This is a genomic window from Mycobacterium sp. ST-F2 (genome assembly GCF_001905655.1).
Taxonomy (GTDB): Bacteria; Actinomycetota; Actinomycetes; order Mycobacteriales; family Mycobacteriaceae; genus Mycobacterium.
In genome coordinates, this window is record NZ_JMHT01000023.1 from 26,057 (window position 1) to 48,376 (window position 22,320).

23 protein-coding genes are annotated in these 22,320 nt (G+C 69.4%); 12 read left to right on the forward strand and 11 right to left on the reverse strand.

Annotation, left to right across the window (positions count from 1 at the left end; all coding sequences use genetic code 11):
- The gene (locus EB75_RS10445) at nt 1-1,452 is read right to left on the reverse strand and encodes a PPE domain-containing protein (protein WP_073695347.1); all 1,452 of its coding nucleotides are present in this window, start codon (nt 1,450-1,452) and stop codon (nt 1-3) included.
- A 252-nt stretch (nt 1,453-1,704) separates the two neighbouring features.
- Between EB75_RS10445 and EB75_RS10450 the strand changes: the two genes are divergently transcribed.
- A complete protein-coding gene (locus EB75_RS10450; protein ID WP_073695348.1) occupies nt 1,705-2,514 on the forward strand; it encodes a class I SAM-dependent methyltransferase in 810 nt (269 codons plus the stop codon).
- On the opposite strand, the gene EB75_RS10455 is transcribed toward EB75_RS10450, so the two are convergent.
- Genes EB75_RS10455 through EB75_RS10465 form a run of 3 tightly spaced genes read right to left on the reverse strand, consistent with a single transcriptional unit; the run spans nt 2,507 to nt 6,710 of the window.
- A complete protein-coding gene (locus tag EB75_RS10455) occupies nt 2,507-3,490 on the reverse strand; it encodes an o-succinylbenzoate synthase (protein ID WP_083612148.1) in 984 nt (327 codons plus the stop codon). The two genes, EB75_RS10450 and EB75_RS10455, sit on opposite strands and share 8 nt — an antisense overlap.
- Before the next feature lie 14 nt (nt 3,491-3,504).
- Complete coding sequence (locus EB75_RS10460; protein WP_073695349.1) at nt 3,505-5,070, reverse strand: long-chain-fatty-acid--CoA ligase; 1,566 nt, start codon at nt 5,068-5,070, stop codon at nt 3,505-3,507.
- Nucleotides 5,071-5,099: 29 nt separating this feature from the next.
- Complete coding sequence (locus EB75_RS10465) at nt 5,100-6,710, reverse strand: amidohydrolase (RefSeq protein ID WP_073695350.1); 1,611 nt, start codon at nt 6,708-6,710, stop codon at nt 5,100-5,102.
- 61 nt (nt 6,711-6,771) lie between these two features.
- Between EB75_RS10465 and fadD8 the strand changes: the two genes are divergently transcribed.
- The gene (fadD8, locus tag EB75_RS10470) at nt 6,772-8,373 is read left to right on the forward strand and encodes a fatty-acid--CoA ligase FadD8 (protein WP_064858453.1); all 1,602 of its coding nucleotides are present in this window, start codon (nt 6,772-6,774) and stop codon (nt 8,371-8,373) included.
- A gap of 56 nt (nt 8,374-8,429) precedes the next feature.
- Here fadD8 and EB75_RS10475 read toward each other — a convergent pair whose 3' ends face one another.
- On the reverse strand, nt 8,430-9,140 hold the full coding sequence (locus EB75_RS10475) for a FadR/GntR family transcriptional regulator (protein WP_073695351.1): 711 nt from the start codon (nt 9,138-9,140) through the stop codon (nt 8,430-8,432).
- A gap of 47 nt (nt 9,141-9,187) precedes the next feature.
- Here EB75_RS10475 and EB75_RS10480 point away from each other — a divergent pair, with 47 nt between their 5' ends.
- Complete coding sequence (locus EB75_RS10480) at nt 9,188-10,456, forward strand: CynX/NimT family MFS transporter (protein WP_064858451.1); 1,269 nt, start codon at nt 9,188-9,190, stop codon at nt 10,454-10,456.
- On the opposite strand, the gene EB75_RS10485 is transcribed toward EB75_RS10480, so the two are convergent.
- Nucleotides 10,457-11,089 (reverse strand): hypothetical protein, encoded by a 633-nt coding sequence (locus tag EB75_RS10485; RefSeq protein WP_064858450.1) that lies wholly within the window; start codon nt 11,087-11,089, stop codon nt 10,457-10,459.
- Between the two features lie 173 nt (nt 11,090-11,262).
- On the opposite strand from EB75_RS10485, the gene EB75_RS10490 reads away from it, so the two are divergent.
- Entirely contained in the window at nt 11,263-11,715 is a 453-nt protein-coding gene (locus EB75_RS10490; RefSeq protein ID WP_064858449.1) for a nitroreductase family deazaflavin-dependent oxidoreductase, read from the forward strand.
- A 57-nt stretch (nt 11,716-11,772) separates the two neighbouring features.
- On the opposite strand, the gene EB75_RS10495 is transcribed toward EB75_RS10490, so the two are convergent.
- A complete protein-coding gene (locus EB75_RS10495) occupies nt 11,773-12,048 on the reverse strand; it encodes a hypothetical protein (RefSeq protein WP_061004016.1) in 276 nt (91 codons plus the stop codon).
- Between the two features lie 101 nt (nt 12,049-12,149).
- Here EB75_RS10495 and EB75_RS10500 point away from each other — a divergent pair, with 101 nt between their 5' ends.
- The 5 genes from EB75_RS10500 (at nt 12,150) to EB75_RS10520 (ending at nt 15,622) form a co-directional block, all read left to right on the forward strand.
- The gene (locus EB75_RS10500) at nt 12,150-13,067 is read left to right on the forward strand and encodes a 1,4-dihydroxy-2-naphthoyl-CoA synthase (protein ID WP_064858448.1); all 918 of its coding nucleotides are present in this window, start codon (nt 12,150-12,152) and stop codon (nt 13,065-13,067) included.
- A gap of 118 nt (nt 13,068-13,185) precedes the next feature.
- Entirely contained in the window at nt 13,186-13,653 is a 468-nt protein-coding gene (locus EB75_RS10505) for a hypothetical protein (RefSeq protein ID WP_064858447.1), read from the forward strand.
- Between the two features lie 19 nt (nt 13,654-13,672).
- Nucleotides 13,673-14,332: a 5,6-dimethylbenzimidazole synthase gene (bluB, locus tag EB75_RS10510; protein WP_073695352.1), complete on the forward strand. Its 660-nt coding sequence runs from the start codon at nt 13,673-13,675 to the stop codon at nt 14,330-14,332.
- Between the two features lie 23 nt (nt 14,333-14,355).
- Nucleotides 14,356-15,228: an SDR family oxidoreductase gene (locus EB75_RS10515; protein ID WP_064858446.1), complete on the forward strand. Its 873-nt coding sequence runs from the start codon at nt 14,356-14,358 to the stop codon at nt 15,226-15,228.
- A gap of 4 nt (nt 15,229-15,232) precedes the next feature.
- Nucleotides 15,233-15,622: a VOC family protein gene (locus EB75_RS10520; protein ID WP_073695353.1), complete on the forward strand. Its 390-nt coding sequence runs from the start codon at nt 15,233-15,235 to the stop codon at nt 15,620-15,622.
- A gap of 60 nt (nt 15,623-15,682) precedes the next feature.
- Here EB75_RS10520 and EB75_RS10525 read toward each other — a convergent pair whose 3' ends face one another.
- From EB75_RS10525 to EB75_RS10535, 3 genes are read right to left on the reverse strand one after another with little or no spacing between them, the layout of a single operon-like run.
- Complete coding sequence (locus EB75_RS10525) at nt 15,683-15,991, reverse strand: DUF3349 domain-containing protein (RefSeq protein ID WP_064861223.1); 309 nt, start codon at nt 15,989-15,991, stop codon at nt 15,683-15,685.
- A gap of 11 nt (nt 15,992-16,002) precedes the next feature.
- Complete coding sequence (locus EB75_RS10530; protein WP_064861222.1) at nt 16,003-16,284, reverse strand: hypothetical protein; 282 nt, start codon at nt 16,282-16,284, stop codon at nt 16,003-16,005.
- A 31-nt stretch (nt 16,285-16,315) separates the two neighbouring features.
- Nucleotides 16,316-17,563: an inorganic phosphate transporter gene (locus tag EB75_RS10535; protein WP_064861221.1), complete on the reverse strand. Its 1,248-nt coding sequence runs from the start codon at nt 17,561-17,563 to the stop codon at nt 16,316-16,318.
- Between the two features lie 274 nt (nt 17,564-17,837).
- Between EB75_RS10535 and EB75_RS10540 the strand changes: the two genes are divergently transcribed.
- From EB75_RS10540 to EB75_RS10550, 3 genes are all read left to right on the forward strand, one after another.
- Nucleotides 17,838-18,161 (forward strand): DUF3349 domain-containing protein, encoded by a 324-nt coding sequence (locus tag EB75_RS10540; protein ID WP_064861220.1) that lies wholly within the window; start codon nt 17,838-17,840, stop codon nt 18,159-18,161.
- On the forward strand, nt 18,158-19,306 hold the full coding sequence (menE, locus tag EB75_RS10545; RefSeq protein ID WP_073695354.1) for an o-succinylbenzoate--CoA ligase: 1,149 nt from the start codon (nt 18,158-18,160) through the stop codon (nt 19,304-19,306). The genes EB75_RS10540 and menE overlap by 4 nt, the downstream gene beginning before the upstream one ends.
- A 97-nt stretch (nt 19,307-19,403) precedes the next feature.
- Complete coding sequence (locus EB75_RS10550) at nt 19,404-21,131, forward strand: DUF4407 domain-containing protein (RefSeq protein ID WP_168176024.1); 1,728 nt, start codon at nt 19,404-19,406, stop codon at nt 21,129-21,131.
- Nucleotides 21,132-21,187: 56 nt separating this feature from the next.
- On the opposite strand, the gene EB75_RS10555 is transcribed toward EB75_RS10550, so the two are convergent.
- Nucleotides 21,188-22,303, reverse strand: a complete 1,116-nt coding sequence (locus EB75_RS10555) for an NAD(P)H-dependent flavin oxidoreductase (protein ID WP_073695356.1) — start codon at nt 22,301-22,303, stop codon at nt 21,188-21,190.
- Nucleotides 22,304-22,320: the final 17 nt, after the last annotated feature.

Consider the following 22,320-nt stretch of genomic DNA (forward strand, 5'->3'; position numbering starts at 1 on the left):
TCACAATTCGTGCTCTTGCTGGTTGCGCCCGTGCTCCACGCCGGACAGCCAGGTGGCCGGAAGCAGTGGCGCCGACGGGCTCGCACCCGCCGGCAGCCGCTCCACCATGCCGTTCGGTGCGGTGCTCGCCGTGGTCACCGCACCGGTGAACCCGACCGGTTCCGCGCCGCGCGCGCCGGCCGTGACGACGGGTGCGCTCGGCGAATTGTCGCCGGCGCCAGTCAGATCGGCCTTCATCTCAGGAAGCTCATCGCGATAACCCCGGGCTCCGCGCCGGGCTCGACGCACACGTTTGGCCCGGTCACGGACGCCGGCGACGGCACGAGCGGAGGCTGCGGCATCGATGCTGTCGGTGCTGATATCGGGCGATTCACTGCCCGATTCCGGCCCTGGTCCCGCTCCATGTCGCGACAGCCCGGGTACGGCGTAGACCAGGTTGGCTGCGGGCGCGGCGCCGCCGGCCCCGGGAGTGGTCGGCGCCGGCGCGGAGAGCCCGGAGGCCGGTGTCATACCGACCTGAACACCGGGGACGAGAGGGACACCCTGGGCGCGCGGCGCAGCTCCCGCAGGCTGGACCACAGCGGGTTCGGCGGGCACCGGCGCCGCGTCCGCGGCCGGCAGCACTGGCGATTTCACCAGCGCCAGCGCCGCGAGCGCGCTGAGTGCCGGCGCGAAGAACGATGCCAGCGGCAGTAGGTAGGAGGCGTAGTAGGGGTACCAGAGCATGTCGTAGAGCGTCAACGCCACCAGGGCCAGCACCGCGGACGTGGCGGGATTGAAGCCCAATTGCTCGAAGAAGCGCGTGAAGTTCTCGAGCAGCTGGTCGACCTGGCCGGTGGTGCCCAGTTGCGAGAGGAACTGCCAGAGGTCGCTCAGTGGTTGGCCCGGCGAGGTGGGCGCGTTCGACAGCGACTGCCGGGCTTCACCACCGGGCGCGACGATCGACGGCGCCGGCTGCGCGGGCGGTACCGCCGCCGTGGCCACCTCGGCGACCGCTTGGTAGACGATCATGGTGTCGGCCGCCTGTATCCACATGCGCGCGTAGTCGGCCTCGTTGACCGCGATGGGAATCGTGTTGATACCGAAGAAGTTTGTCGCCAACAGTGCGGCGTTCGTCACATGATTGGCGGCCAGTTCCACCAGCGTCGGCATGGTCGCGACGGCGGTGCCGTAGGCGGCGGCCACCGTTTCATGCTGTGCCGCCGTCGCGGCCGTCGTCAGCGCGGACTCCTCCAGCCAGGCCAGGTAGGGCACGTGCGCGGCGACATACTGGACCGCGCTCAGCCCCTCCCAACTGCTCCCCTGCACGTCGGCCAGGACGGTCGACAGCTCGGCGGCCGCCTGGCCGTACTGCAGGCTCAGCTGTTGCCATTGCGCGGCGGCAGCGAGCAGTGAACCGGGCCCCGGGCCGGCCGTCAGCAACGCCGAATGCACCTCAGGTGGCATGGCCATCCAGATCGGCACAGTCACGTCGCGGTCTCCTCGCACGGCACAGCAGGCCGCGCACCGTCGTGGCGCGACCGCCCTGGATACCCCCACGGCACCCGTACGTCTAGCTAGTCGGTGGATGCATCGAGAAAGTTCCCGGCCCGGTGGCCCGGGCGAAATCGCCTATGCGACAGCCGGTTATCGCGGCACCGCGCGGCGGGTGATTTTCGCGACCGGTTTTGACAGCCACCCGATCGGTGGACGTACGGTGGCGCCATGCCAGTCATCGACGCCCGCCATCTCGACGGCGTATCCGAAACCGCGCTCCTCACGTTGCACCAACGCGCCACCGAGGCCGCCCGCCCCGACGGCATCATCGACGACCCGATGGCGATCGCGCTGCGGGACCGCCTCGATTACGACTACCAGGATTTCGGCCGCACGCATCAGGCCACCGCACTGCGGGCCCTGGTGTTCGACGCGGTCACCCGCGACTATCTGGCCGGCCATCCGCGCGCGACCGTCGTGGCGCTGGCGGAGGGGCTGCAGACCAGCTTCTGGCGCGTGGACAACGGCGAAATGACTTGGTTATCAGTGGATTTGGCGCCGATCATCGAGCTCCGGCAGCAGGTACTCCCGACGCCTGATCGGCTCGGGTACTGCGCGCAGTCCGCGCTGGACCACTCCTGGATGGACGCCGTCGACGATTCCGATGGCGTGGTGATCACCGCCGAAGGCCTGTTCCAGTATCTGACGGCGGATGTCGTGTTCGACCTCATCGCCGCATGCGCCGCGCGGTTTCCCAACGGACAGTTGGTCTTTGACAGTGTGCCGCGGTTGCTGAGCGCGTATTCGCAGCGCCGCGGCTTCCGGCTCAGCGAGCACTACACCGTGCCCCCGATGCCGTTCTGGTTCACCGCCGATCGATACCCGCGTTTGCAATCCATCCCCGGTGTCCGCAACGTGAGCGAACTGCGCTATCCGGCCGGCCGCGGCAAGCTCGTGCCATGGGCCACCCGGCAGTCCTACCGGTTGCCCGCGTTGGCCCGCTTCCGCGCGCCGGTCACGCTCGTCGAATTCAGTTGACAGACAAAGTCTCCAGCACCGGATAGCACTCCCGGACACGCTCGATCCACCAGTCCCGACGCGCGGGGGCCGCCGCCAGGCCGGCCAACCGCGCCGGGTCCGGCGCCACCGGCCCGACGGGCAGGAACCCGTCGACCGAACGCGCCACGTCCGCAACGTCTTCCACGAACAAGCCGCCCGTACCCAGCCCACAGGCGTGCTGCAGCGTCGGCAGACAGCCGGCGGCCAGCAGCCCGCGCGTCATCCCGACCGCGGAGTCCAGCGCGCTCGACACCACGATCGGGATGTCGATCTGACGCGCCACGTCCAACAACCGGGCCACCCCGCCCAGCGGCGCGACCTTGACCACCGCGACGTCGGCGGCGCGCTCGCGAACGACACGCAGCGGGTCGGAAGCCTTGCGGATGGACTCGTCGGCCGCCACCGGCACGTCGACCAGCCGCCGCAGTTCGGCCAGTTCCGGCACCGTCGCGCACGGCTGCTCCAGGTATTCGAGCGGACCAGAGGCGGTCAGGGCCCGCGCCGCGGCCGTCGCTTCCGCGACGGTCCAGCCCCCGTTGGCATCGACCCGAACCACCGGCACCAGGGCCCGGACGGCCTCGACGCGGGCCACGTCGTCGGCCAGCGTCTGGCCCGGCTCGGCCACCTTGACCTTGGCGGTGCGGGCCCCCGGGAACCGGGCCAGGACCTCGGGCACCCGCGCCGCCTCGACGGCGGGCACCGTGGCGTTGACGGGGATGCGGTCGCGCACCGGCGCGGGCGACGGCCGGTACGCCGCCTCGATGCCGGACGCCAGCCAGTGCGCGGCTTCAGGCGGCTGATACTCGACGAACGCGCCGAATTCACCCCAGCCGCACGGTCCTTCGATCAGTGCGACTTCACGAACGTCGATGCCGCGGAACCGGACCCGCATTGGCAGCGAGACGACGTACAGGCGCTCGAGCAGTTCGTCGAGCGCAGGCAGAGCGGGTGGCACTCCTCTATCGTGCCTCACACGGTGGCGCGGTCCCGACCCTCCCAGTACGGCTTGCGAAGCTCCTTCTTGAGGATCTTGCCCGTGGGGTTGCGCGGCATGTCGTCGACGAAGTCGACGGTCTTCGGGCACTTGTAGGCGGCGAGGCGCTCGCGGGCGAACGCGATGAGGTCGGCGTCGGAGACCTCCCCCTCAAGCGTCACAACGGCTTTCACCGATTCGCCCCACTTCTCGTCGGGCACGCCGATGATCGCGACCTCGGACACCGCCGGGTGTTCGGCGAGCACCCGCTCCACCTCGATGGAGTAGATGTTCTCGCCGCCGGAGATGATCATGTCCTTGAGCCGGTCCTCGACGAAGATGTAACCGTCGGCGTCGACGCGGCCGATGTCCCCGGTGCGGAACCAACCGTCGGGCGTGATGGCCTCGGCCGTGGCGTCGGGCCGGTTCAGGTATTCCTTCATCAACGTCGGTGTGCGGAACCACAATTCACCCTGCTCGCCGGCCGGTGCGTCTTCGAGGGTTTCCGGGTTGACCACCCGCACCTCGGCCTCGGGAATCAGCACGCCGGCGCTGACCAGCCGCTCCTCGTTGTCGGCGCGGTGGTCCTCGGGCATCAGCCGGCTGACGACGCCGCAGACCTCCGTCAGGCCGTACACCTGGATGAACTCGGTGTCGGGCCACGCCGCCAGAGCCTGGCGCAGCAGCGGCAGCGGCATCGGGGACGCCCCGTAGGCGTAGGTCTTCAACGCGCTGAACAGCTTCACCGCATCCGGGCCGGACTCGAGCACCTTGGCCAGCACGGCCGGCACCAGGAAGGTGCGGTTCGCCCCGTTCAGGATGCCGCCGGCGAGCGACGCCCCATCGGCGTCGCGCGTCATGTAGCTCGGGACCCCGTTGTGCAGCCCGTACTGCATGTACGACGAGCCGCCGACGTGGAACAGCGGCATCGCCACGAGGTTCTTGTCGTCCGGCGTGCTCTCCCAGCTCTCGAAGGCGTTGATGGTGTGGGCGATCATGTTGGCCTGCGTGAGCGCGACGCCCTTCGGCCGGCCCGTCGTGCCCGAGGAATACATGATGATGGCCACGTCGTCGGGCTGGACGTCGGGCGCGCGGTCCACCGGCGTAGCGCCGGCCAGCAGCGCCTCGTACTCGTCGCCGTCTCCGCCCTCGGGCGTCACGCTGACGATGTGCTCGACGGCCGTCAGCTTGTCGGCGATGGCGTCAACCGCCGGCCGCAGCTCGGCGCCGACGATGAGAACCTTTGCGCCACAGTCGTTCAGCACGAAATCCAGCTCGTCGGCGGCCAGCCGGAAGTTGATGATCGCGTTGGCGGCCCCCAGCGACGCCGCGGCCAGCGTCAGCTCGACGCATGCGGGGTGGTTCTTGTCCAGGAACGCCACGACGTCGCCGCGTTTGACGCCCCAGGCCGCCAGCGCACCGGCCAGCCGGCGGACCCGGTCGTTCCACTGCGACCACGTCCAGGTCCGGCCCAGATAGGTGATCGCTTCTTCGTCTGGCTTGGTCGCGGCCCAATGGGCAACACGTTCGTCGAGGAATCGGGGTGCCGACAGTTCAGTCATGTCCTGAGCCTGCCACGTCTGCCGCGCGCTCAGTCGGCTTTGGCGTGAACCTGTTGTCCTGCCAGGTAAGTCGCGAGCACCTCCAGGTCGGCGACGTCTTCCGGCGGCACCGTCCGCGGATCGGCGGACAGCACCACCAGATCTGCGTACTTGCCGACTTCCAGCGAACCGATGACATCGTCGGAGAACAGCTGCCAGGCCGCGTCGATGGTCTGCGCCCGGATCGCCTGGTCGACGGTGAGCCGTTCCTGCGGCGCCAGCACGCGTCCGCTGGGGGCGACCCGGGTGGCCGCGACGCTGATGTTGCGCAGCGGCTCCTCGGGCGTCACGGGCGGGTCGTTGTGCAGCGAGATCCGCATGCCGGTCGCGACCGCCGACCCGGCCGGCATCCACACGTCGCCCTTTTCCGGGCCGAACAGCCCGTCGACGATGACGTCGCCCCAGTAATGGATCTGGTCGACGAACACGCTGCACGTGACGCCGAGATCGTGCGCCCGCTGCAGCTGCGCCGGCGTGATGGCGCCGACGTGCTCGAGCCGCAGCCGGTGGTCGTCGCGCGGCCAGCGCTGCAGCGCTTCCTCATAGACGTCCAGGATGGTGTCGACGCCGTGGTCGCCGTGCACGTGACAGGCCATCTGCCAGCCCTGCGGGAAGAAGGTGTGGACGATCTCGGCGAGTTGCTCGCGGGTGTAGTTGGCGTGGCCGCACGACCCCGGCACCACACCGATGGTGCGGGTGGCCTCGGTGTCCAGATACGGGAAGGTGAGGTCGATGTTGCCGACCCACGGGGACCCGTCGACCCAGATCTTGATGCCGGCCTGCCGGACCATGTCGTCGCCGTTGTCGGGCGACGCATCGGTGTGCAGCGCCGCGGTGGACATCTCGTAGGTGCGCAGCCGCACCGTGAGCTTGTCGCGCATCTGGTCCAGGACCGGCCGGAACATCGGGTCGAACGCCATCTCCGAACACGTCGTCAAACCGGCCTGGTTCAGCCGCGCGCATTCGGCGAGCAGCAGCGCCGGATAGTCGCTGGGCGTCAGCACTCCGGTCACCAGCGGGAACACCGCGCCCGTCTCGATGGCGGTGCCGTCGAGCTCGCCGTCGGCGTCGCGGCCGTACTTGGCGCCGTGCGGGTCCGGGGTGTCGCGGGTCAGGCCGGCGGCCCGCGCTGCGGCCGAGTTGAAGTACGCCTTGTGTCCCGAGTTGTGCACGATCACCAGCGGGGTGTCGGGCGCCGCTTCGTTCAGCCAGGCCTGCGTCAGCTCGGGCAGCCCCTTTTGCAGCAGCGGGTCCCAGCCGTTCAGGTAGGCACCGTCGGCGCCGCGGGCGGCGACCTCGGCGTGGATCGCGGCGACGACGTCCGCGGCATCGGGCATCGTGACGGGCCGGATGTCGACCATGCGGCCGCCCAGGACCACGGCCTCCATCAGGGGGTGGCCGTGCGCCTCGACGAAACCGGGCAGCACGCAGCCGTCGACTTCACGTACCTGGGTGTCGGCGCCGATCCACGGCTGCACGTCGGCACGCGTTCCGACGGCGACGATCCGGCCGTCGGTTACGGCGAGCGCCTCGGCGGTGGGCCTGTCGGGGTCGACGGTCAGGATGTTTCCGACGATGACGAGGTCCGCAGCGCTGGCCATGAGGTGGATGCTAGACCGCAGGGCTTGACCTACGGACTAGAACACGTTCTAGTCTTAGGTCATGAGTGACGAGCTGCTGCGCCATCCCCTGCATTCCGGGCACTTGACCGTTGGCGCCCTCAAGCGCAACAAAGACAAGCCGGTCCTGTTTCTCGGCGATACCACGCTGACCGGCGGCCAGCTCGCCGACCGCATCAGCCAGTACATTCAGGCCTTCGAGGCGCTCGGTGCCGGCTCCGGCGCCAGCAGCGGCCTGCTGTCGCTGAACCGGCCCGAGGTGCTGATGATCATCGGCGCCAGCCAGACGCAGGGTTACCGTCGCACGGCACTACACCCTCTCGGCTCGCTCGACGATCACGCGTACGTCCTGACCGATGCCGGCGTCACGACGCTGATCATCGACCCCACCGAGGCTTTCGTGGAGCGGGCCATCGGCCTGCTGGAGAAGGTGCCCTCGCTCAAGCAGATCCTGACGATCGGCCCGGTGCCGGACGCGCTGATCGGTTCGGCGATCGACCTGGCCGCCGAAGCCGCGAAGTACGAGCCGCAGCCGCTGCAGGCCGCCGACCTGGCGCCCGATCACGTCGGCGGGCTCACCTACACCGGTGGCACCACCGGCAAGCCCAAGGGCGTCATCGGCACGACGCAGTCCATCAGCACCATGACGACCATTCAGCTGGCCGAATGGGAATGGCCCGAGCACCCGCGGTTCCTGATGTGCACGCCGCTGTCGCACGCCGGCGCCGCGTTCTTCACGCCGACCATCGTCAAGGGCGGCGAGCTGATCGTGCTCAAGAAGTTCGACCCCGCCGAGGTGCTGCGGGTCATCGAGGAGCAGAAGATCACCGCGACCATGCTGGTGCCGTCGATGATCTACGCCCTGATGGACCACCCCGACTCGCATACGCGCGATCTGTCGTCGCTCGAGACCGTCTACTACGGCGCCTCGGCCATGAACCCGGTGCGCCTGGCCGAGGCGATCCGCCGGTTCGGCCCGATCTTCGCGCAGTACTACGGCCAGTCCGAGGCGCCGATGGTCATCACCTACCTGGCCAAGGGCGAGCACGACGAGAAGCGGCTGACGTCCTGCGGGCGGCCGACGCTGTTCGCGCGCACCGCGCTGCTCGGCGACGACGGCCGGCCCGTCAAGCAGGGCGAGGTCGGCGAGATCTGCGTGTCCGGCCCGCTGCTGTCGGGCGGCTACTGGAACTTGCCCGAGGCCACCGCCGACACGTTCAAGGACGGCTGGATGCACACCGGCGACCTGGCCCGCGAGGACGAGGACGGCTTCTGGTTCATCGTCGACCGCACCAAGGACATGATCGTCACCGGCGGCTTCAACGTGTTCCCCCGCGAGGTGGAAGACGTTGTCGCCGAACATCCTTCGATCGCGCAGGTGTGTGTGGTCGGCACCCCCGACGAGAAGTGGGGCGAGGCCGTCACGGCCGTCGTGGTGCTGCGCCCGGACGCCGACCGCTCCGAGGAGGCCATCGCGAAGATGACGGCCGAGATTCAGGCGGCGGTCAAGGAACGCAAGGGCTCGGTGCAGTCGCCGAAGCAGGTCGTCATCGCCGACGCCGTGCCGGTGACAGCACTCGGCAAGCCCGACAAGAAGGCCGTCCGCGCCCAGTTCTGGGCCGGCTCGGAGCGCTCCGTCGGCTAGCAGTCAGTTCCGCGAGCAGACGCAAAACTGTCAATTTCCGCCCGAAATCGACAGTTTTACGTCTGCTCGCGAGTGGTAGGTACCCCCGGTTCGCGAGTGGATCTCAACCCGGCGAGGAGGCGGTCAAAGAGCTCGGCTGCCGCAGCGGCCGCGCCGTCGGGATCCCCGGCGACGATGTGATCGAGCAGCCGGTGGTGGTCCTCGAACTCGGTCTCGACGGGCGTCTCGTTCATGACGGACACGCTCGCGGTGATGACCTCGATGAGCCCGAGGTACAGGTCGATCAACATCGCATTGCCCGACGCCCGCATGACGGCGCAGTGAAATTCGGTGTCGGCATGGACGAATTGGTCGTGATGGCCGACGCGCTGCTCGTCGTCGCGGCCGTCCAGCAGCCGCCGCAGGGTGACGATGTCGTCGTCGGTCCGGTGGGCGGCGGCCAGCCGGGCGCCTTCCACTTCCAGTCCGCGGCGGACCTGCAGCACGTCACGCAGCTCGTCGCTGCAGAGCCGGCGCAGCGCGCCTGACACCTCACTGGTGGCGCGGACGTACGTGCCGTCGCCCTGCCGTACCTCGAACAGTCCGGCGTGCGCCAGCGCCCGGACGGCCTCGCGCACCGTGTTGCGGCCGACGCCGAGCGCCTCGACCAGATCGGTCTCGTTGGGGATGCGATGCCCGACGGGCCATTCCCCGTCCGCGACAGAACCCCGGAGCTGTTCGATGACCTGCTCGACCAAGCCGGTACGACGAGCTGTGTTCAGCGCCACCAAATCATCCTTTCAACCAATCATAGGATGTATGTCATCATAGCAAGATGAGTGCTGCCGTGAACGGAACCAAACACGCCCGTTACGAGGATGAATTGGCACTCGAGCTCGACGGCGCCATCGAGATCACGGACGTCCCGGCGAGCCCGAACACCCGTCTGGCCAGTGGCGTCCTGCTGGCGCTCGCCGTCGTCGTCACCGCGCTGAACCTGCGGCCGTCGGTCACGAGCGTCGCTCCCCTGCTCGGCGAGATGCGCGCCGCACTCGGGGTGTCGTCGGTCTGGGCCGGCATCCTGACCACCCTGCCCGTGCTGTGCTTCTCCGCCGCCGGCGCGACCGCGCCCTGGCTGGCGAAACGGCTCGGCCTGGGCCGGACCGTCACGCTCGCATTGCTCGCCCTGGCCGTGGGGCTGGCGGTGCGGCCGTTCGGCGACGGCGGCCTGATGCTCGGTGCCACGCTGCTCGCCTCGTCGGGCGTCGCGCTCGCGAACGTGCTGATCCCGGTGGTCATCAAGAGTTCGTTCCCCGCGCGCGTCGGTCTGATGACCGGCATCTACACCAGCGCCTTGCAGGCGGGCGGGGCCTTCGGCGCCGCCGTCACGCCGGCCGTCGAACACAGCGTCGGCGGCTGGCGCCCATCGCTGGCCATCTGGGCGGCCCTCGCGCTGGCGGCCCTGCTCCTGTGGGTCCCCGCCGCCCGGCGCCATCGCGCCGATTGGGCCGCCACCGCGGCACAGACCACCAAGCGCCGCTCACTTTTGCGGAACCCGCTCGCGTGGACCGTGACGGTCTACATGGGCAGCCAGTCGTTCCTGGCCTACGTCATGATGGGCTGGCTCCCACAGATTTTCATCGACAACGGCATGGACAAGACCAGCGCCGGCGTGATGTCCGGGGTGATGTCCCTCATCGGCGTCCCGATCGCGCTCCTGCTGTCGCCGCTGGCCGCGCGCAGCACGCACCAGAGCCTGTGGAACGTCGGCCTCGGCGTGCTGGGTGTGTCCGGCACCATCGGCCTGCTGATCGCACCGATGGCGGCGCCGGTGCTGTGGAGCACGATGATCGGCATCGGGTTGAGCGCGTTCTCACTGGCGCTGACCATCATCGCGCTGCGCGCCCGCAACGCCGAGGACACCGCACAGCTCTCGGGTATGGCGCAGGGCTTCGGCTACCTGTTCGCCAGCACCGGCCCGTTCCTGTTCGGGCTGCTGCATGACGTGTCCGGCAACTGGCACGTCCCGTTCGTGTTGTTCTTCAGTGTGTACGCGGTGCAGCTGACGGCAGGCTGGTTCGCCGGGCGCAACCGCTACGTCTAGCTAGAACTGCGGCGGATAGCCCGGGTAACCGACGGGAGCGACGGGCGCCGACTGCCCGCTCTTCCACCGGCACCACGCCTGCGTCGAATTCAGGGCGGCCAGCACGCCGGTGGCGAGCGCGAACACGATCGGTATCGCGGCACTCATCACCGACAGCCCCGCCATCGCCTGCATGCCGTCGTAGCTGCCGCCGAGGGTGGAGTCAATGCTCTTGAGGATGGTCAGCGAGGCGAACAGGCCGACCACATTCGCGAGCACCACGGCCGTGCAACCGCCGATGACGATCCAGCGGCCCACCGCACGACCCAGGACCAGCAGCACGCCACCGGTGAGCAGCACGATCGCCACAATCGTCTGCACGATGGCCATGCCGGTGGTCAGGCCCATCAGCTCGGACCGGGTGTCACTCGCGTAGGAGCCGATCAGCGCGCCCAGCGTCGCGACCGCGTACCAGCTGGAGAACGCCTGGAACGCCGTCGACAGGGCGCCGAGCATGCTGAGCACCGCGGCGATGATCGCCGTCACGCCTGACGGTCCCGACGGCCCGGCGGGCACCGGCGCGCCGTAACCCATCGGCTGGGGGTACTGCGGCTGCGGCTGGGGATACTGCGGGTAGGGCACGCTCGGCGGCACGCCGGGAGCCCCGTAGGGGTTGGGCCCATACGGTTGACCCGGTGGTTGACCGGGTCCGAACTGCCCAGGCCCGAATTGCCCGGGGGGCCACTGATTCGACATCGAAACCCCTCCTTCAGCTGGGCGAACATAGCACGCCACCGCCGTTTCGGCGCCTCGTCTAGCCTCGAATCATGACCCGGGACAGCGACGCGAATCTCAAGCCACCGTGGTGGCTCAAGCCCATGAACAAGGTGATGATGGCGGTCATGCGGGTGGTCCCGATCAAGGGTCCCGTGGTGCTGACCGTGCCCGGCCGCAAGTCCGGTGAACCGCGGTCGACGCCCATCACCCCGTTCGAGGTCGACGGCGCGCGCTACGTGGTGGGCGGGTTCCCCAATGCCGACTGGGTGCGCAACGCGCGCGCCGCGGCGACCGCCACCGTCACGCAGGGCCGGCACCGTGAAGAGGTCCGGCTGTTCGAGGTACCCGCCGAAGAGGCCCGACCGCTGTTGCGGCAGTTCCCCATCCTGGTGCCGACGGGCGTCGGCTTCATGAAGAACGCCGGCCTGGTGACCGGACCCAACCCCGACGAATTCGAAGCGCTCGCCGGCCGCTGCGCGGTGTTCCGGTTCGACCCCGTCTAGAGACGAGTGTGGGGGTTGACGAGAAATTCTCGTCAACCCCCACGCTCGGGCAGCCGTCTAGATGTGCGGCGCGTTCTTGATCGGGGCGTCCTGCTGGCCGACCGTCTGGCACCACGCCAGCGCCGACGCGCGCGTCCCCGACACCTCCAGCGACGACGGATCGGCGCCCTTGCGGTCCTTGATCATCTTGTTGACCGCCTCGTTCTGCGTCTTCTCGTCGGCACCGACGAAGTCCTTGCACTTGGTGTCGCCACCCTGCACGGCCGGCGAGCATCCGACCAGCATCAGTCCGGCAATGACACCCGACACCACCACGCCTGCTGACCGCTTCATCAAGGACCTCCCTGTATTCGGGCCGCGAACGGCCGCTGTTTGTGTCGATCTAGTACCCCTGGGTGGCGCGGACCAAACACAGTCGGCTCTAAGGTCGAGGCGTGAACGCAGACAATCCGTTTGACCCGCAGCTCTGGCAGCCGGTGACCGAACTCGGTGAACTCACCGACATCACCTACCACCGTCACGTGCGCGACGGTGAGCCGCAGCCGACGGTCCGGATCGCCTTCGACCGGCCCGAGGTCCGCAACGCCTTCCGGCCGCACACCGTCGACGAGCTGTACCGCGCCCTCGACCACGCCCGGATGAGCCCTGACGTCGGCGTCATCCTGCTGACCGGCAACGGACCGTCGCCCAAGGACGGCGGCTGGGCCTTCTGCTCGGGTGGCGACCAGCGCATCCGCGGCCGCAGCGGTTACCAGTACGCGTCCGGCGAGACCGCCGAGACCGTCGACCCCGCGCGCGCCGGACGGCTGCACATCCTCGAGGTGCAGCGGCTGATCCGGTTCATGCCGAAGCCCGTGATCTGCCTGGTGAACGGCTGGGCGGCCGGCGGCGGCCACAGCCTGCACGTGGTCTGCGACTTGACCCTGGCCAGCCGCGAACATGCCCGGTTCAAGCAGACCGACGCCGACGTCGGCAGCTTCGACGGCGGCTACGGCTCGGCGTACCTGGCCCGCCAGGCCGGGCAGAAGTTCGCCCGCGAAATCTTCTTCCTGGGCCGCGCCTACGACGCCGAGACCATGCACAAGATGGGCGCCGTCAACGAGGTCGTCGACCACAAGGACCTGGAAACCGTTGCGCTGCAATGGGCTGCCGAGATCAACGGCAAGTCGCCGCAGGCCATCCGGATGCTGAAGTTCTCGTTCAACCTGATCGACGACGGTCTGGTGGGGCAGCAGATCTTCGCCGGCGAGGCCACCCGCCTGGCCTACATGACCGACGAAGCCGTCGAGGGCCGCGACGCCTTCCTGCAGAAGCGCGACCCCGACTGGAGCGAGTTCCCGCGCTACTTCTGAGTTCCGCCGGCGTCCTGTCGGTCGGGCGGACGACGGGACGCTGTGCGCTTTTCATGAGTGCGCTGTGTATCCGCTTGGGCGCGTGTCGATGCGGGATGCCTCGCGTCACACTGGGCACGTGAACGTCGGGGCACAGGCGCGGATCGGCCGCTGGGCGCTGGGGGCCCAGGGCTTCGCCCTGGGCGTCTTCGGCGGCACCGGCCTGGCCTGGTCCATGGCGAACCCGCATTTCGGCGCCGCCGGGGCACCGATCATGTGGCTGCGGGTGACGCCGCTGCACTGCTCGCTGCTGCTCGTGGTCGGCGTGCTGACCGTCTTCGCCGCTTTCGGCCGCAGCGCGGCACTGTTCAACCGCATCGCGGCCGTCGGCTGGTTCATCGTGACGGTGGTGTGCATCGCGGCCACCTCGAGCCACAGCCCGGGACCGCTGGGTTTCGACGCGCGCGACTCCGTGCTCTACACGATCCTCACCGGCTACAACGTGGCGCTGGCGGCGTGGTTCGCCTTCCCCAACCGAACCACGCCGGCAGCGCGCCCGTCCCGCCGGTCCCACCGGCGGCACTCCGACGTGATCGGATCCCGCTGACCCCTGTTAGCCTCCCGGGGTGAGCGAGCCGAGTTACTCCGACGCCGAACGCGCAGCCGTCTACCGCGTCATGTCCGAGCGCCGGGACATGCGGCACTTCACACCGAATTCCCAAGTGCCCGAAGATGTTCTGCGCCGCATCCTGGAGGCCGCGCACATGGCGCCGAGCGTCGGGCTGATGCAGCCGTGGCGCTTCCTGCGCATCACCGACCCGGCCACGCGGACTGCGATCAAGGAGCTCGTCGACGCCGAGCGGATCCAGACGGGCGAGGCCCTCGGACCGCGCGAAGCCGAGTTCCTGGCACTCAAGGTCGAGGGCATCGGTGACTGCGCGGAGCTGTTCGTGGTGGCGCTCGGTGACGATCGGGAGCGCCACATCTTCGGCCGGCGCACCATGCCGCACATGGACCTGGCGTCGGTGTCCTGCGCCATCCAGAACATGTGGCTGGCGGCTCGCGCGGAAGGCCTTGGGCTGGGCTGGGTTTCGCTGTTCGAGCCGACGGAACTGGCCGCACTGCTGGGGATGCCCGAGGGGGCGGATCCGATCGCGGTGCTGTGCGTCGGCCCGGTGCCGGAGTTCCCGGACCGCCCCGAACTCGAGATCGTGGGCTGGACGACGGCGCGCCCGCTCGACGAACTCGTGTACACCGACGTCTGGCCTGTCACCGGAGCGAGCTGACGCCCCGGCCCTAAGCTCAGGGGGTGAGCAAGAGTCCACTACGGCGCGTCAGCGAGAGCCTGCTGCTCGCCGGCATGCGACCGCCCCTGATCGAACGGTTGTCGGGCCACGGCGAGGTGGACCTGGCCGGGAAGCGCATCGTGCTGACGGGGGCGTCGTCGGGCATCGGGGAGGCGGCCGCCGCAAAGTTCGCGCGCCTCGGCGCGACGGTCGTCATCGTCGCCCGCCGGGCCGACCTGCTGGACAAGGTGGCCGCACGCATCACCCACGGTGGCGGCGACGCCATCGCGCGGCCGTGCGACCTGTCCGACATGGACGCCATCGACAAGCTGGTCACCGACGTGGAAGCCGAGCTGGGCGGCGTGGACATCCTGATCAACAACGCCGGCCGGTCGATCCGCCGCCCGCTGGCCGAGTCCCTGGACCGCTGGCACGACGTCGAACGCACCATGACGCTGAACTACTACTCGCCGCTGCGCCTGGTCCGCGGCTTCGCCCCCGGCATGCTCGCGCGCGGCGACGGGCACATCATCAACGTGTCCACGTGGGGTGTGATGAACGAGTCGTCGCCACTGTTCGCGGTGTACAACGCCTCCAAGTCGGCCCTGACCGCGGTGAGCCGGGTCATCGAAACCGAGTGGGGCGCAAGCGGAGTGCACTCGTCGACGCTCTTCTACCCGCTGGTGAAGACGCCGATGATCGCACCGACCCGCGCCTTCGACGGGGTGCCCGGCCTGTCGGCCGACGAAGCCGCCGACTGGATGATCACGGCGGCCAAGACCCGCCCGGTGCGCATCGCGCCCCGGATCGCGGTGACGTCGCACGCGCTCAACAGTTTCGTCCCCGGCTTGGTCGACCAGATGATGAAACGTCGACGCGCACAACCGGCCGGGTGACGCGATGGAGATCCTGGCCAGCCGCATCCTGATCCGGCCCGTCGACTACGCGAAGTCCGTGGCCTTCTACCGCGACGCCATCGGCCTGGCCATCGCCCGCGAATACGGCGCCGGCACAGTGTTTTACGCCGGGCAGTCGCTCATTGAGCTCGCGGGCCACGGCCGTGCCGACGACGGCCCGACGGTCCCGTTCCCTGGCGCGCTGTGGCTGCAGGTGCGGGACGTCTATCAGACCCAGGCCGAACTGGAGTCCCGCGGGGTGCCGATTGCCCGTGCCGCACAACAGGAACCGTGGGGACTGCACGAGATGCACGTCACCGATCCCGATCAGGTCACCCTGATCTTCGTCCAGGTGCCCGACACCCACCCCCTACGACGCGACACCCGGAGTTAGCACTCCGGGTGTCGTGGGTGGTGAATCTGTGGCGCGTCAGCGCGTCAGCGCGTCAGCGCGTCAGCGCGCCGGCGTCGCCAGCGGCCAGCCGACCGAGGCCAGCCGCGCCGACACCTGGTGGATGTCGTCCGCGCTGGGCTCCTGGTTGGTGACGGCTGCGATCGCGAGCTGAATCTCGGCCTCGGTGACCGGGCTCTCGCCGTCGTTGGTCCGCAGGATGGACCGCGCCGCCTCGACGACCTCGTCCTCCGTGAGCGACCGCTTCAGCAGCGCCAGCACCGGGTAGTAGTCCTTCGGCGGGACGCCGTCCGGGTATCCGGCCCGCAGCCAGCGCAGGACATTCTCGAACAATCCGTTGGATTCAGTCATTGTCCGTCAGCTCACTTCTTCAGAAAGGGGAACAGGTCGACGCCGGTGTGGTGGATGATCGTGGACCGGGTGATCCACAGGATCGCGAGCAGGACCACCGCTCCGACCAGCACGAACAGCGCGAGACCCAGGAACTTGAGGATCGGGTTGGGGGCCGCGACCGTCCCGTCGGAGTGCTCGCCGCCGGCGCCGTTGGAGTAGGCGACCAGGCCGCCCGCGAACACCGCGGGGAGTCCGGCACCGAGGACCAGGCCCACGACGAGGACCTTGAGGATGGCTTCCACGTAATTCATCAGTGAATCCTTCTGCTTGGTTCTCGGGGAATCAGACGCCGGCGGATTCGGGCGACTTGGCGGCAGCCCCACGGACATCGGCGGGCACCACCGAGTTGGTCGACGCGTCCCAATCAGCGTTGACGTTGTTGTGGTCGACCTTCTGCTGCTGCGCACGCCAGTACATGAAGCCCGACAGCGCGACCAGGATGACGAAGATCGTGCCGTCGCCGACCAGCGCGGAACCGGTGGCGGACTTCAGGCCGTAGGACAGCCAGTACGACAGGGCACCGACCAGAGCGGCGGCCGGCAGCGTGATCAGCCAGGCCATGGCCATGCGGCCGGCGACGGCCCAGCGGACCGAGGCGCCCGGCTTGCCGACGCCACTGCCCAGGATCGAACCCGTCGCAACATGGGTGGTGGACAGCGCCATACCGGCGGCGCTGGAGCTCAGGATGATGGCGGCCGAGGACGCCTCGGCGGCCAGGCCCTGCGGGGACTCGATCTCGACGAGGCCCTTGCCCAGGGTGCGGATGACGCGCCAGCCACCGATGTAGGTGCCCAGACCGATGGCCAGGGCGCACGAGGCGATGATCCAGAACGGCAGGCCGTCCTTCTTCACGTCGCCGGTCAGGTGGCCGGTGGTGATGAGGGCCAGGGCGATGACGCCCATGGTCTTCTGCGCGTCGTTGGTGCCGTGCGACAGCGCGACGAGCGACGCGGTGGCGATCTGGCCCCAGCGGAAGCCTTCCTCACGGCGCTTCTTGATGACGTTGCGCGTGATCCGGTACACCAGCCAGGTGCCGACGGCGGCCACGAGGCCCGCGATGAACGGCGCGGCGACTGCCGGGATCAGGACCTTCTGGATGACACCGGTCCAGTTGATGCCGGCGGTGCCGAGCGCGGCCAGGCCGGCACCGATCAGTCCGCCGAAGAGCGCGTGCGACGAGCTGGAAGGGATGCCGAACAGCCAGGTGAGGAGGTTCCACAGGATGCCGCCGATGAGGCCGGCGAAGATGATGGTGAGTCCGGTCGACGCGTCGATGGACTTCAGGAGGTGCCCGGACTTACTGTCCTGAATCTTCAGCACCGAGGTGGTGACGGTGACGGCGACCTCGACTGACAGGAACGCGCCGACCAAGTTCAGGACGCCGGCCAGCAGCACGGCGGTCTTGGGCTTCAGCGCGCCTGTGGCGATCGAGGTCGCCATGGCATTACCGGTATCGTGAAATCCATTCGTGAAGTCAAAAGCCAGTGCTGTTGCGATCAACAGCACCAGGATGACCAACTCTGCGCTCATGGCGCTCATTCTGGTGTAACGGCGGCGTTTTTGACCAGTTACAGAAGTCCTCGATCTTGACCGCGACCTGGGTGTTTTCCACTCCCACAGAGGTGTTCATGGAGTGTTCACCTGTTAGCTTCGTCTAATTGGTCTGGCAAAGTGCTGCGCGCGGCGCCGGGGGCTACGGTGGCGATATGCCCACGTCACAGCATGGGCATAGGATTCGGTGCGCAATTTCGGGGCACCCAGCGCACAGCTGGGCCGCCCCTTCCCGAGATCAGGAGGTGACGCCATGAACTCGTTTCTCACCAAGATCGTGGCGTGGCTGCAAGCCGGGTATCCCGACGGCATCCCCGCCACCGACCGGGTGCCGCTCCTTGCCCTGCTGTCCCGGCGCCTGACCAACGACGAGGTGAAGTCGGTCGCGCGCGGTTTGATGAACCGCGGCGAGTTCGACCACATCGACATCGGCGTCCTGATCACCCGCATCACCGATGAGCTGCCCCGCGCCGAGGACGTCGAGCGCGTGCGAGCGCGGTTGGCCGCCAAGGGCTGGCCGCTCGACGACCCCCGCGATCCCGCCGACGGCGGGCCTGCCGACGGAGGCACGCCATAGGCGTGCTGCGTCCGGTCGCCGTCGGGTCCGGCGCGGCGGCCCTTGCCCTCATTCCCGAGTTGGCGCACGCCCTGGACGGTGCCGGCGCACTGTTGCCGGTACCGGCCGACGACGACCGCCAGGCCGCGCTGCTGACCGAGACGTTGCGCGCCGGCGAGCCCGTCGGCGACGGCGTGGCACTGGTGGTCTCGACGTCGGGTTCCACCGGAATCCCCAAGGGCGCCTTGCTTTCCACGGCGGCGTTGCACGCCAGTGCCGACGCCACGCACGACCGGCTCGGCGGTCCCGGCCGCTGGCTGCTGGCGCTGCCCGCCTATCACGTCGCCGGCGTGCAGGTGCTGGTGCGGAGCCTGCGGGCCGGCACCACGCCCGTCGCCCTTGACCCGGGTTTCGACGTCGGCGAATTACCTTCCGCCGTCAGCGCTTTGGGCCCGGGCCGGCGTTACACGTCGCTGGTTTCGGTACAACTGGCCAAGATCCTGGCCGATGCCGCCGCGACCGCGGCCCTGGCCGAGCTGGACGCCGTCCTGATCGGCGGCGGCCCCATGCCCGCCGGTCTCGGCGAAAAGGCCGCGGCCGCAGGCATTTCCGTGGTCCGCACCTACGGGATGAGCGAAACCTGCGGCGGCTGCGTCTATGACGGAACACCGTTGGCCGGCGTCCAGCTGCGCGTCGACGACACCGGCCGGGTCGCCCTGGGCGGCCCCACGCTGGCCTCGGGTTACCGCAATCCCGTCGACCCGTCGCCGTTCGTGGACGGCTGGTTCGTCACCGATGACATTGGCGCCGTGGATGATTCGGGTGTACTGCGGGTGCTGGGCCGCGTCGACGACGCGATCGCCACGGGCGGGCTCAAGGTGCTGCCGGCCCTCGTCGAGTCGGCCGTGGCCGGCCATCCGGCCATCGCCGAATGCGCGGTCTTCGGCGTACCCGACGACCGGCTGGGCCAACGGGTGGCCATCGCCGTCGTGCTCCACCCGGGGACAACCGCTCCCACCGTCGCTGACCTGCGGGAACACGTGAGCGCCACCTTGGCCGCCACCGCCGCCCCGCGCGAGGTGCACGTGGTGGCCGAACTCCCCCGCCGGGGTATCGGGAAGCTGGACCGGCGGGCACTGACGCTGCGGTACCAGAAAAACGCCTGATCGGCCCGTGATGCCGGTCACAGTACCGGCGCTTGATTCGGTGGCGGGCCCGGCTCTCTGGGACCCTGGAACGCGGACCGGAAGAGTTGGAGTTTCCATGCCTGCCCACAGACAGCCTGACAACCACCCTGCGGTGACCGCCCTGACCTGGTCGGGAGGCGTGCTGGCCTGGCTCGTCGCCGCCGCCGTCGCGACCCCGTCCACCGGTCTGCCACTGGCCGTCGTGCTGCCCGTGACCCTGATTTTCGGTGCGCTGGTGGTCGTGGCCATCCGCAGCACCGTCGCCAGCGCCCGCGGCACCGGCGTGCGGGTGGCCCTGGCCGTCGCGATCGGCCTCCTCGTCGGCGAACTGGCCGCGATGACGCTGTTCAGCAATGCCATCACCCAGCGCATGGACGCCGAGGCCGCGGCCCGCGCCGCGGGCACGCCGGCGGTCGCCGCCGCACAGGGCCAGTTGGACGCGCTGCGCACCAACCGCGGCGCGCTCGACGCGGCCGTCGACTCCGCCCGCCAGCGTCGGGACGACGCCCAGGTCGTGGCCCGCTGCGAGTACCACCCGACGCCGGCCTGCGCCCAGCAGCCGGTCACCGGGGTGCCCGGTGACGGCCAGATCACCCAGAACACCCAGGACATCCTCGAACACGACCAGCGTGAGCTCGACGCCGCGCTGGCGGCCCGCAACGAGCAGGCCCCGAGCCTCGACGCGCGGATCGCCGGTGCCGAGCACGCCGTCACCGCCGCGCGCGACACGGCCGGCGCCGGCGCGGACCGTGGCTTCGGCGCCCGCTGGGTCGCGATGAACGGCTACACCGTCGAGACGCCCGCCGCTCTGGTGGCGCGCATCGCCGTGATCGGCGTCTGCGTCCTGCTGTACCTGCTCCCGATGCTGCTGCACGCCCGGCAGGACCGGACGCTGCGCGAGCGTCACGACGAGTCCCGGCTGCGGGCCGAGCTGCGCGCCGAGACCGCCATCGCCGTCAAACAGGCCGAGGTGCGGGCCGAAGCCGAGATCCTCAAGGCCGAACACCAGCTGGCCGCCATGCGCCTGGCCCTGGAAAGCGACGCCGAGATCAACCGCGAATACCACCGCCAGCGGGTCGCCGAGGCGCTGACCGGTGAGCCGGCACAGCCGGCGCTCGCGGGGCCGACGGCCGAGGTGCTGCGGCCCGCCGACTCGCAGCCGCAGCCCATGTACTCGGACTGGGACGAACTCATGGCGTTCCCGGATCCGCAGCGCCGTTCGTTGAGCGCCGCGCCGCCGGCGCCGGAGCCCGAACCGGCCGGCGCGCCGGCCGAACCGACCCCGACGGCCGAACTCGTCCCGGTCGACGACAAGCCCGCCGAGAACCTGCCCGTGCCGGCGTCGTCACAGCCCGCCGGTGGCCTGACGCTGCCGCAGCTGCCCGACCTCACCAAGGTGGCGGCCCGCCTGCTGCGTCCGCTGGTGGCGCCCGTGGCACCGGTGGTGGACCGCGTCATCGACACCTCGGTGCAGCAGCTGCGCTCGGCACAGAAGGTCATCGAGGAGTTCGAGGAGATCACCTTCACGCTGCGGCGCACCTCCCGGACCACCGTGAGCGAGAGCGAGCACGAGCAGTCGTCGGGCCCGCGTGACCAGGGTCAGGCGCTGGGGCCGGGTCAGGGCATGCACCCGCGCGTCGAACCCCAGTGGGCCGCACCGCAGATGAACGCGACGTTCGCCCCGACCACGCCGCTGCGCGGCGTCGACCCGTACACCGCTCTCGACGGCAGCGACACCACGATCATCGACGCTGCCGACGAGCGCCGTCAGCTCCGTGAGGGCCGCCGCGCCATCGAGCCGTAGCCCTGTGATTTGTGCACGAAAATCCGCGGCCGGCGCGGAAAATCGTGCACAAATCCCTAGGGCAACGAGCGGTTCAGGCGCTCGGTGGCGGCGAGGTAGTCCTCGATGAACTCGCGGACGACCTCGCGGGCGGGCTTGACCTTGTTCATCAGGCCGACGCCCTGGCCGACGAAGTAGGTCGCCAGCTGCTGGGCACCCGGATGGCCCTGCTCGGCCAGCCGGTCGATACGCCGGATCACCGGCTCGCTCAGCATGTTCTGCAGCGGCAGCGGAAGCGGTTTGCGGCCACCGGCATTCGGCGCCCAGGCATCCGTCCAGTCCGAAACCAGTTGACGCGCAGGCTTACCGGTGCGTCCTGCCGACCGTACGGTGTCCCGTGACGTGGCAGCGAGCATCTTCTGCTTGGTGGCCGGCGCGGTCTCGGCCTCCTCGGTGGTCAGCCACACCGAACCGGTCCAGGCCCCGGCGGCGCCCAGCGCGACCGCCGCGGCCATCTGTCGCCCGGTGACGATGCCACCCGCCGCCAGTACCGGAACCGAATCATCAATGGCCTCGATCACTTCCGGTACGACGACGAGCGTCGACACCTCGCCGCAGTGCCCGCCGGCCTCGGTGCCCTGCGCGACGATGACGTCCACCCCGGCCGCCACCTGCTTGATGGCGTGCTCCTTGGCGCCGACGAGCGCGGCCACCGGGATCCCCCGCTCGCGGCCGGCCTCGATCATGTAATCCGGCGGTACCCCAAGGGCATTGGCGATCAGCTTGATGGGGTGGCTCAACGCCACGTCGAGCAGGTCATGCCCGGTGTTGCCGGACAGCACCGATCCGCCGGTACGGACGCGTTCCTCGGGCTCGATGCCATGGTCGACGAGCAGCTGGGTGACGAATTCCCGGTATTCCGAAGGGATTCGGTCGGCCAGCTGGCCGTCGGACAGGTTCTCGCCCTTGCCCTCGAATTTCGCCGGCACGATGATGTCCGCGCCGTAGGGCCGGCCGCCGACGTGGTCGTCGATCCAGGCGAGTTCCCGGTCGAGCTGCTCGGGCGTGTACGCCGTCGCACCGAGCACGCCGAAACCGCCGGCGTTGGTGACCGCGGCGACGACGTCGCGGCAATGGCTGAAGGCGAAGAGCGGGAAGTCGATGCCGAGCTGTTCGCAGATGCGGGAAGTCACCCCGTCAGTTCTGCCAC

What these genes read in the sequence shown, in the direction of transcription:
- EB75_RS10530 (WP_064861222.1), bottom strand. Translation starts at nt 16,284, where the DNA reads ATGAATTACGTGGAAGCCATCCTCAAGGTCCTCGTCGTGGGCCTGGTC.
- EB75_RS10525 (WP_064861223.1), bottom strand. Translation starts at nt 15,991, where the DNA reads ATGACTGAATCCAACGGATTGTTCGAGAATGTCCTGCGCTGGCTGCGG.
- EB75_RS10495 (WP_061004016.1), bottom strand. Translation starts at nt 12,048, where the DNA reads ATGAAGCGGTCAGCAGGCGTGGTGGTGTCGGGTGTCATTGCCGGACTG.
- fadD8 (WP_064858453.1), top strand. Translation starts at nt 6,772, where the DNA reads ATGAGTGACGAGCTGCTGCGCCATCCCCTGCATTCCGGGCACTTGACC.
- EB75_RS10490 (WP_064858449.1), top strand. Translation starts at nt 11,263, where the DNA reads ATGACCCGGGACAGCGACGCGAATCTCAAGCCACCGTGGTGGCTCAAG.
- EB75_RS10550 (WP_168176024.1), top strand. Translation starts at nt 19,404, where the DNA reads ATGCCTGCCCACAGACAGCCTGACAACCACCCTGCGGTGACCGCCCTG.
- EB75_RS10540 (WP_064861220.1), top strand. Translation starts at nt 17,838, where the DNA reads ATGAACTCGTTTCTCACCAAGATCGTGGCGTGGCTGCAAGCCGGGTAT.
- EB75_RS10535 (WP_064861221.1), bottom strand. Translation starts at nt 17,563, where the DNA reads ATGAGCGCAGAGTTGGTCATCCTGGTGCTGTTGATCGCAACAGCACTG.
- EB75_RS10460 (WP_073695349.1), bottom strand. Translation starts at nt 5,070, where the DNA reads ATGACTGAACTGTCGGCACCCCGATTCCTCGACGAACGTGTTGCCCAT.
- EB75_RS10450 (WP_073695348.1), top strand. Translation starts at nt 1,705, where the DNA reads ATGCCAGTCATCGACGCCCGCCATCTCGACGGCGTATCCGAAACCGCG.
- EB75_RS10465 (WP_073695350.1), bottom strand. Translation starts at nt 6,710, where the DNA reads ATGGCCAGCGCTGCGGACCTCGTCATCGTCGGAAACATCCTGACCGTC.
- EB75_RS10480 (WP_064858451.1), top strand. Translation starts at nt 9,188, where the DNA reads ATGAGTGCTGCCGTGAACGGAACCAAACACGCCCGTTACGAGGATGAA.
- EB75_RS10520 (WP_073695353.1), top strand. Translation starts at nt 15,233, where the DNA reads ATGGAGATCCTGGCCAGCCGCATCCTGATCCGGCCCGTCGACTACGCG.
- EB75_RS10445 (WP_073695347.1), bottom strand. Translation starts at nt 1,452, where the DNA reads ATGGCCATGCCACCTGAGGTGCATTCGGCGTTGCTGACGGCCGGCCCG.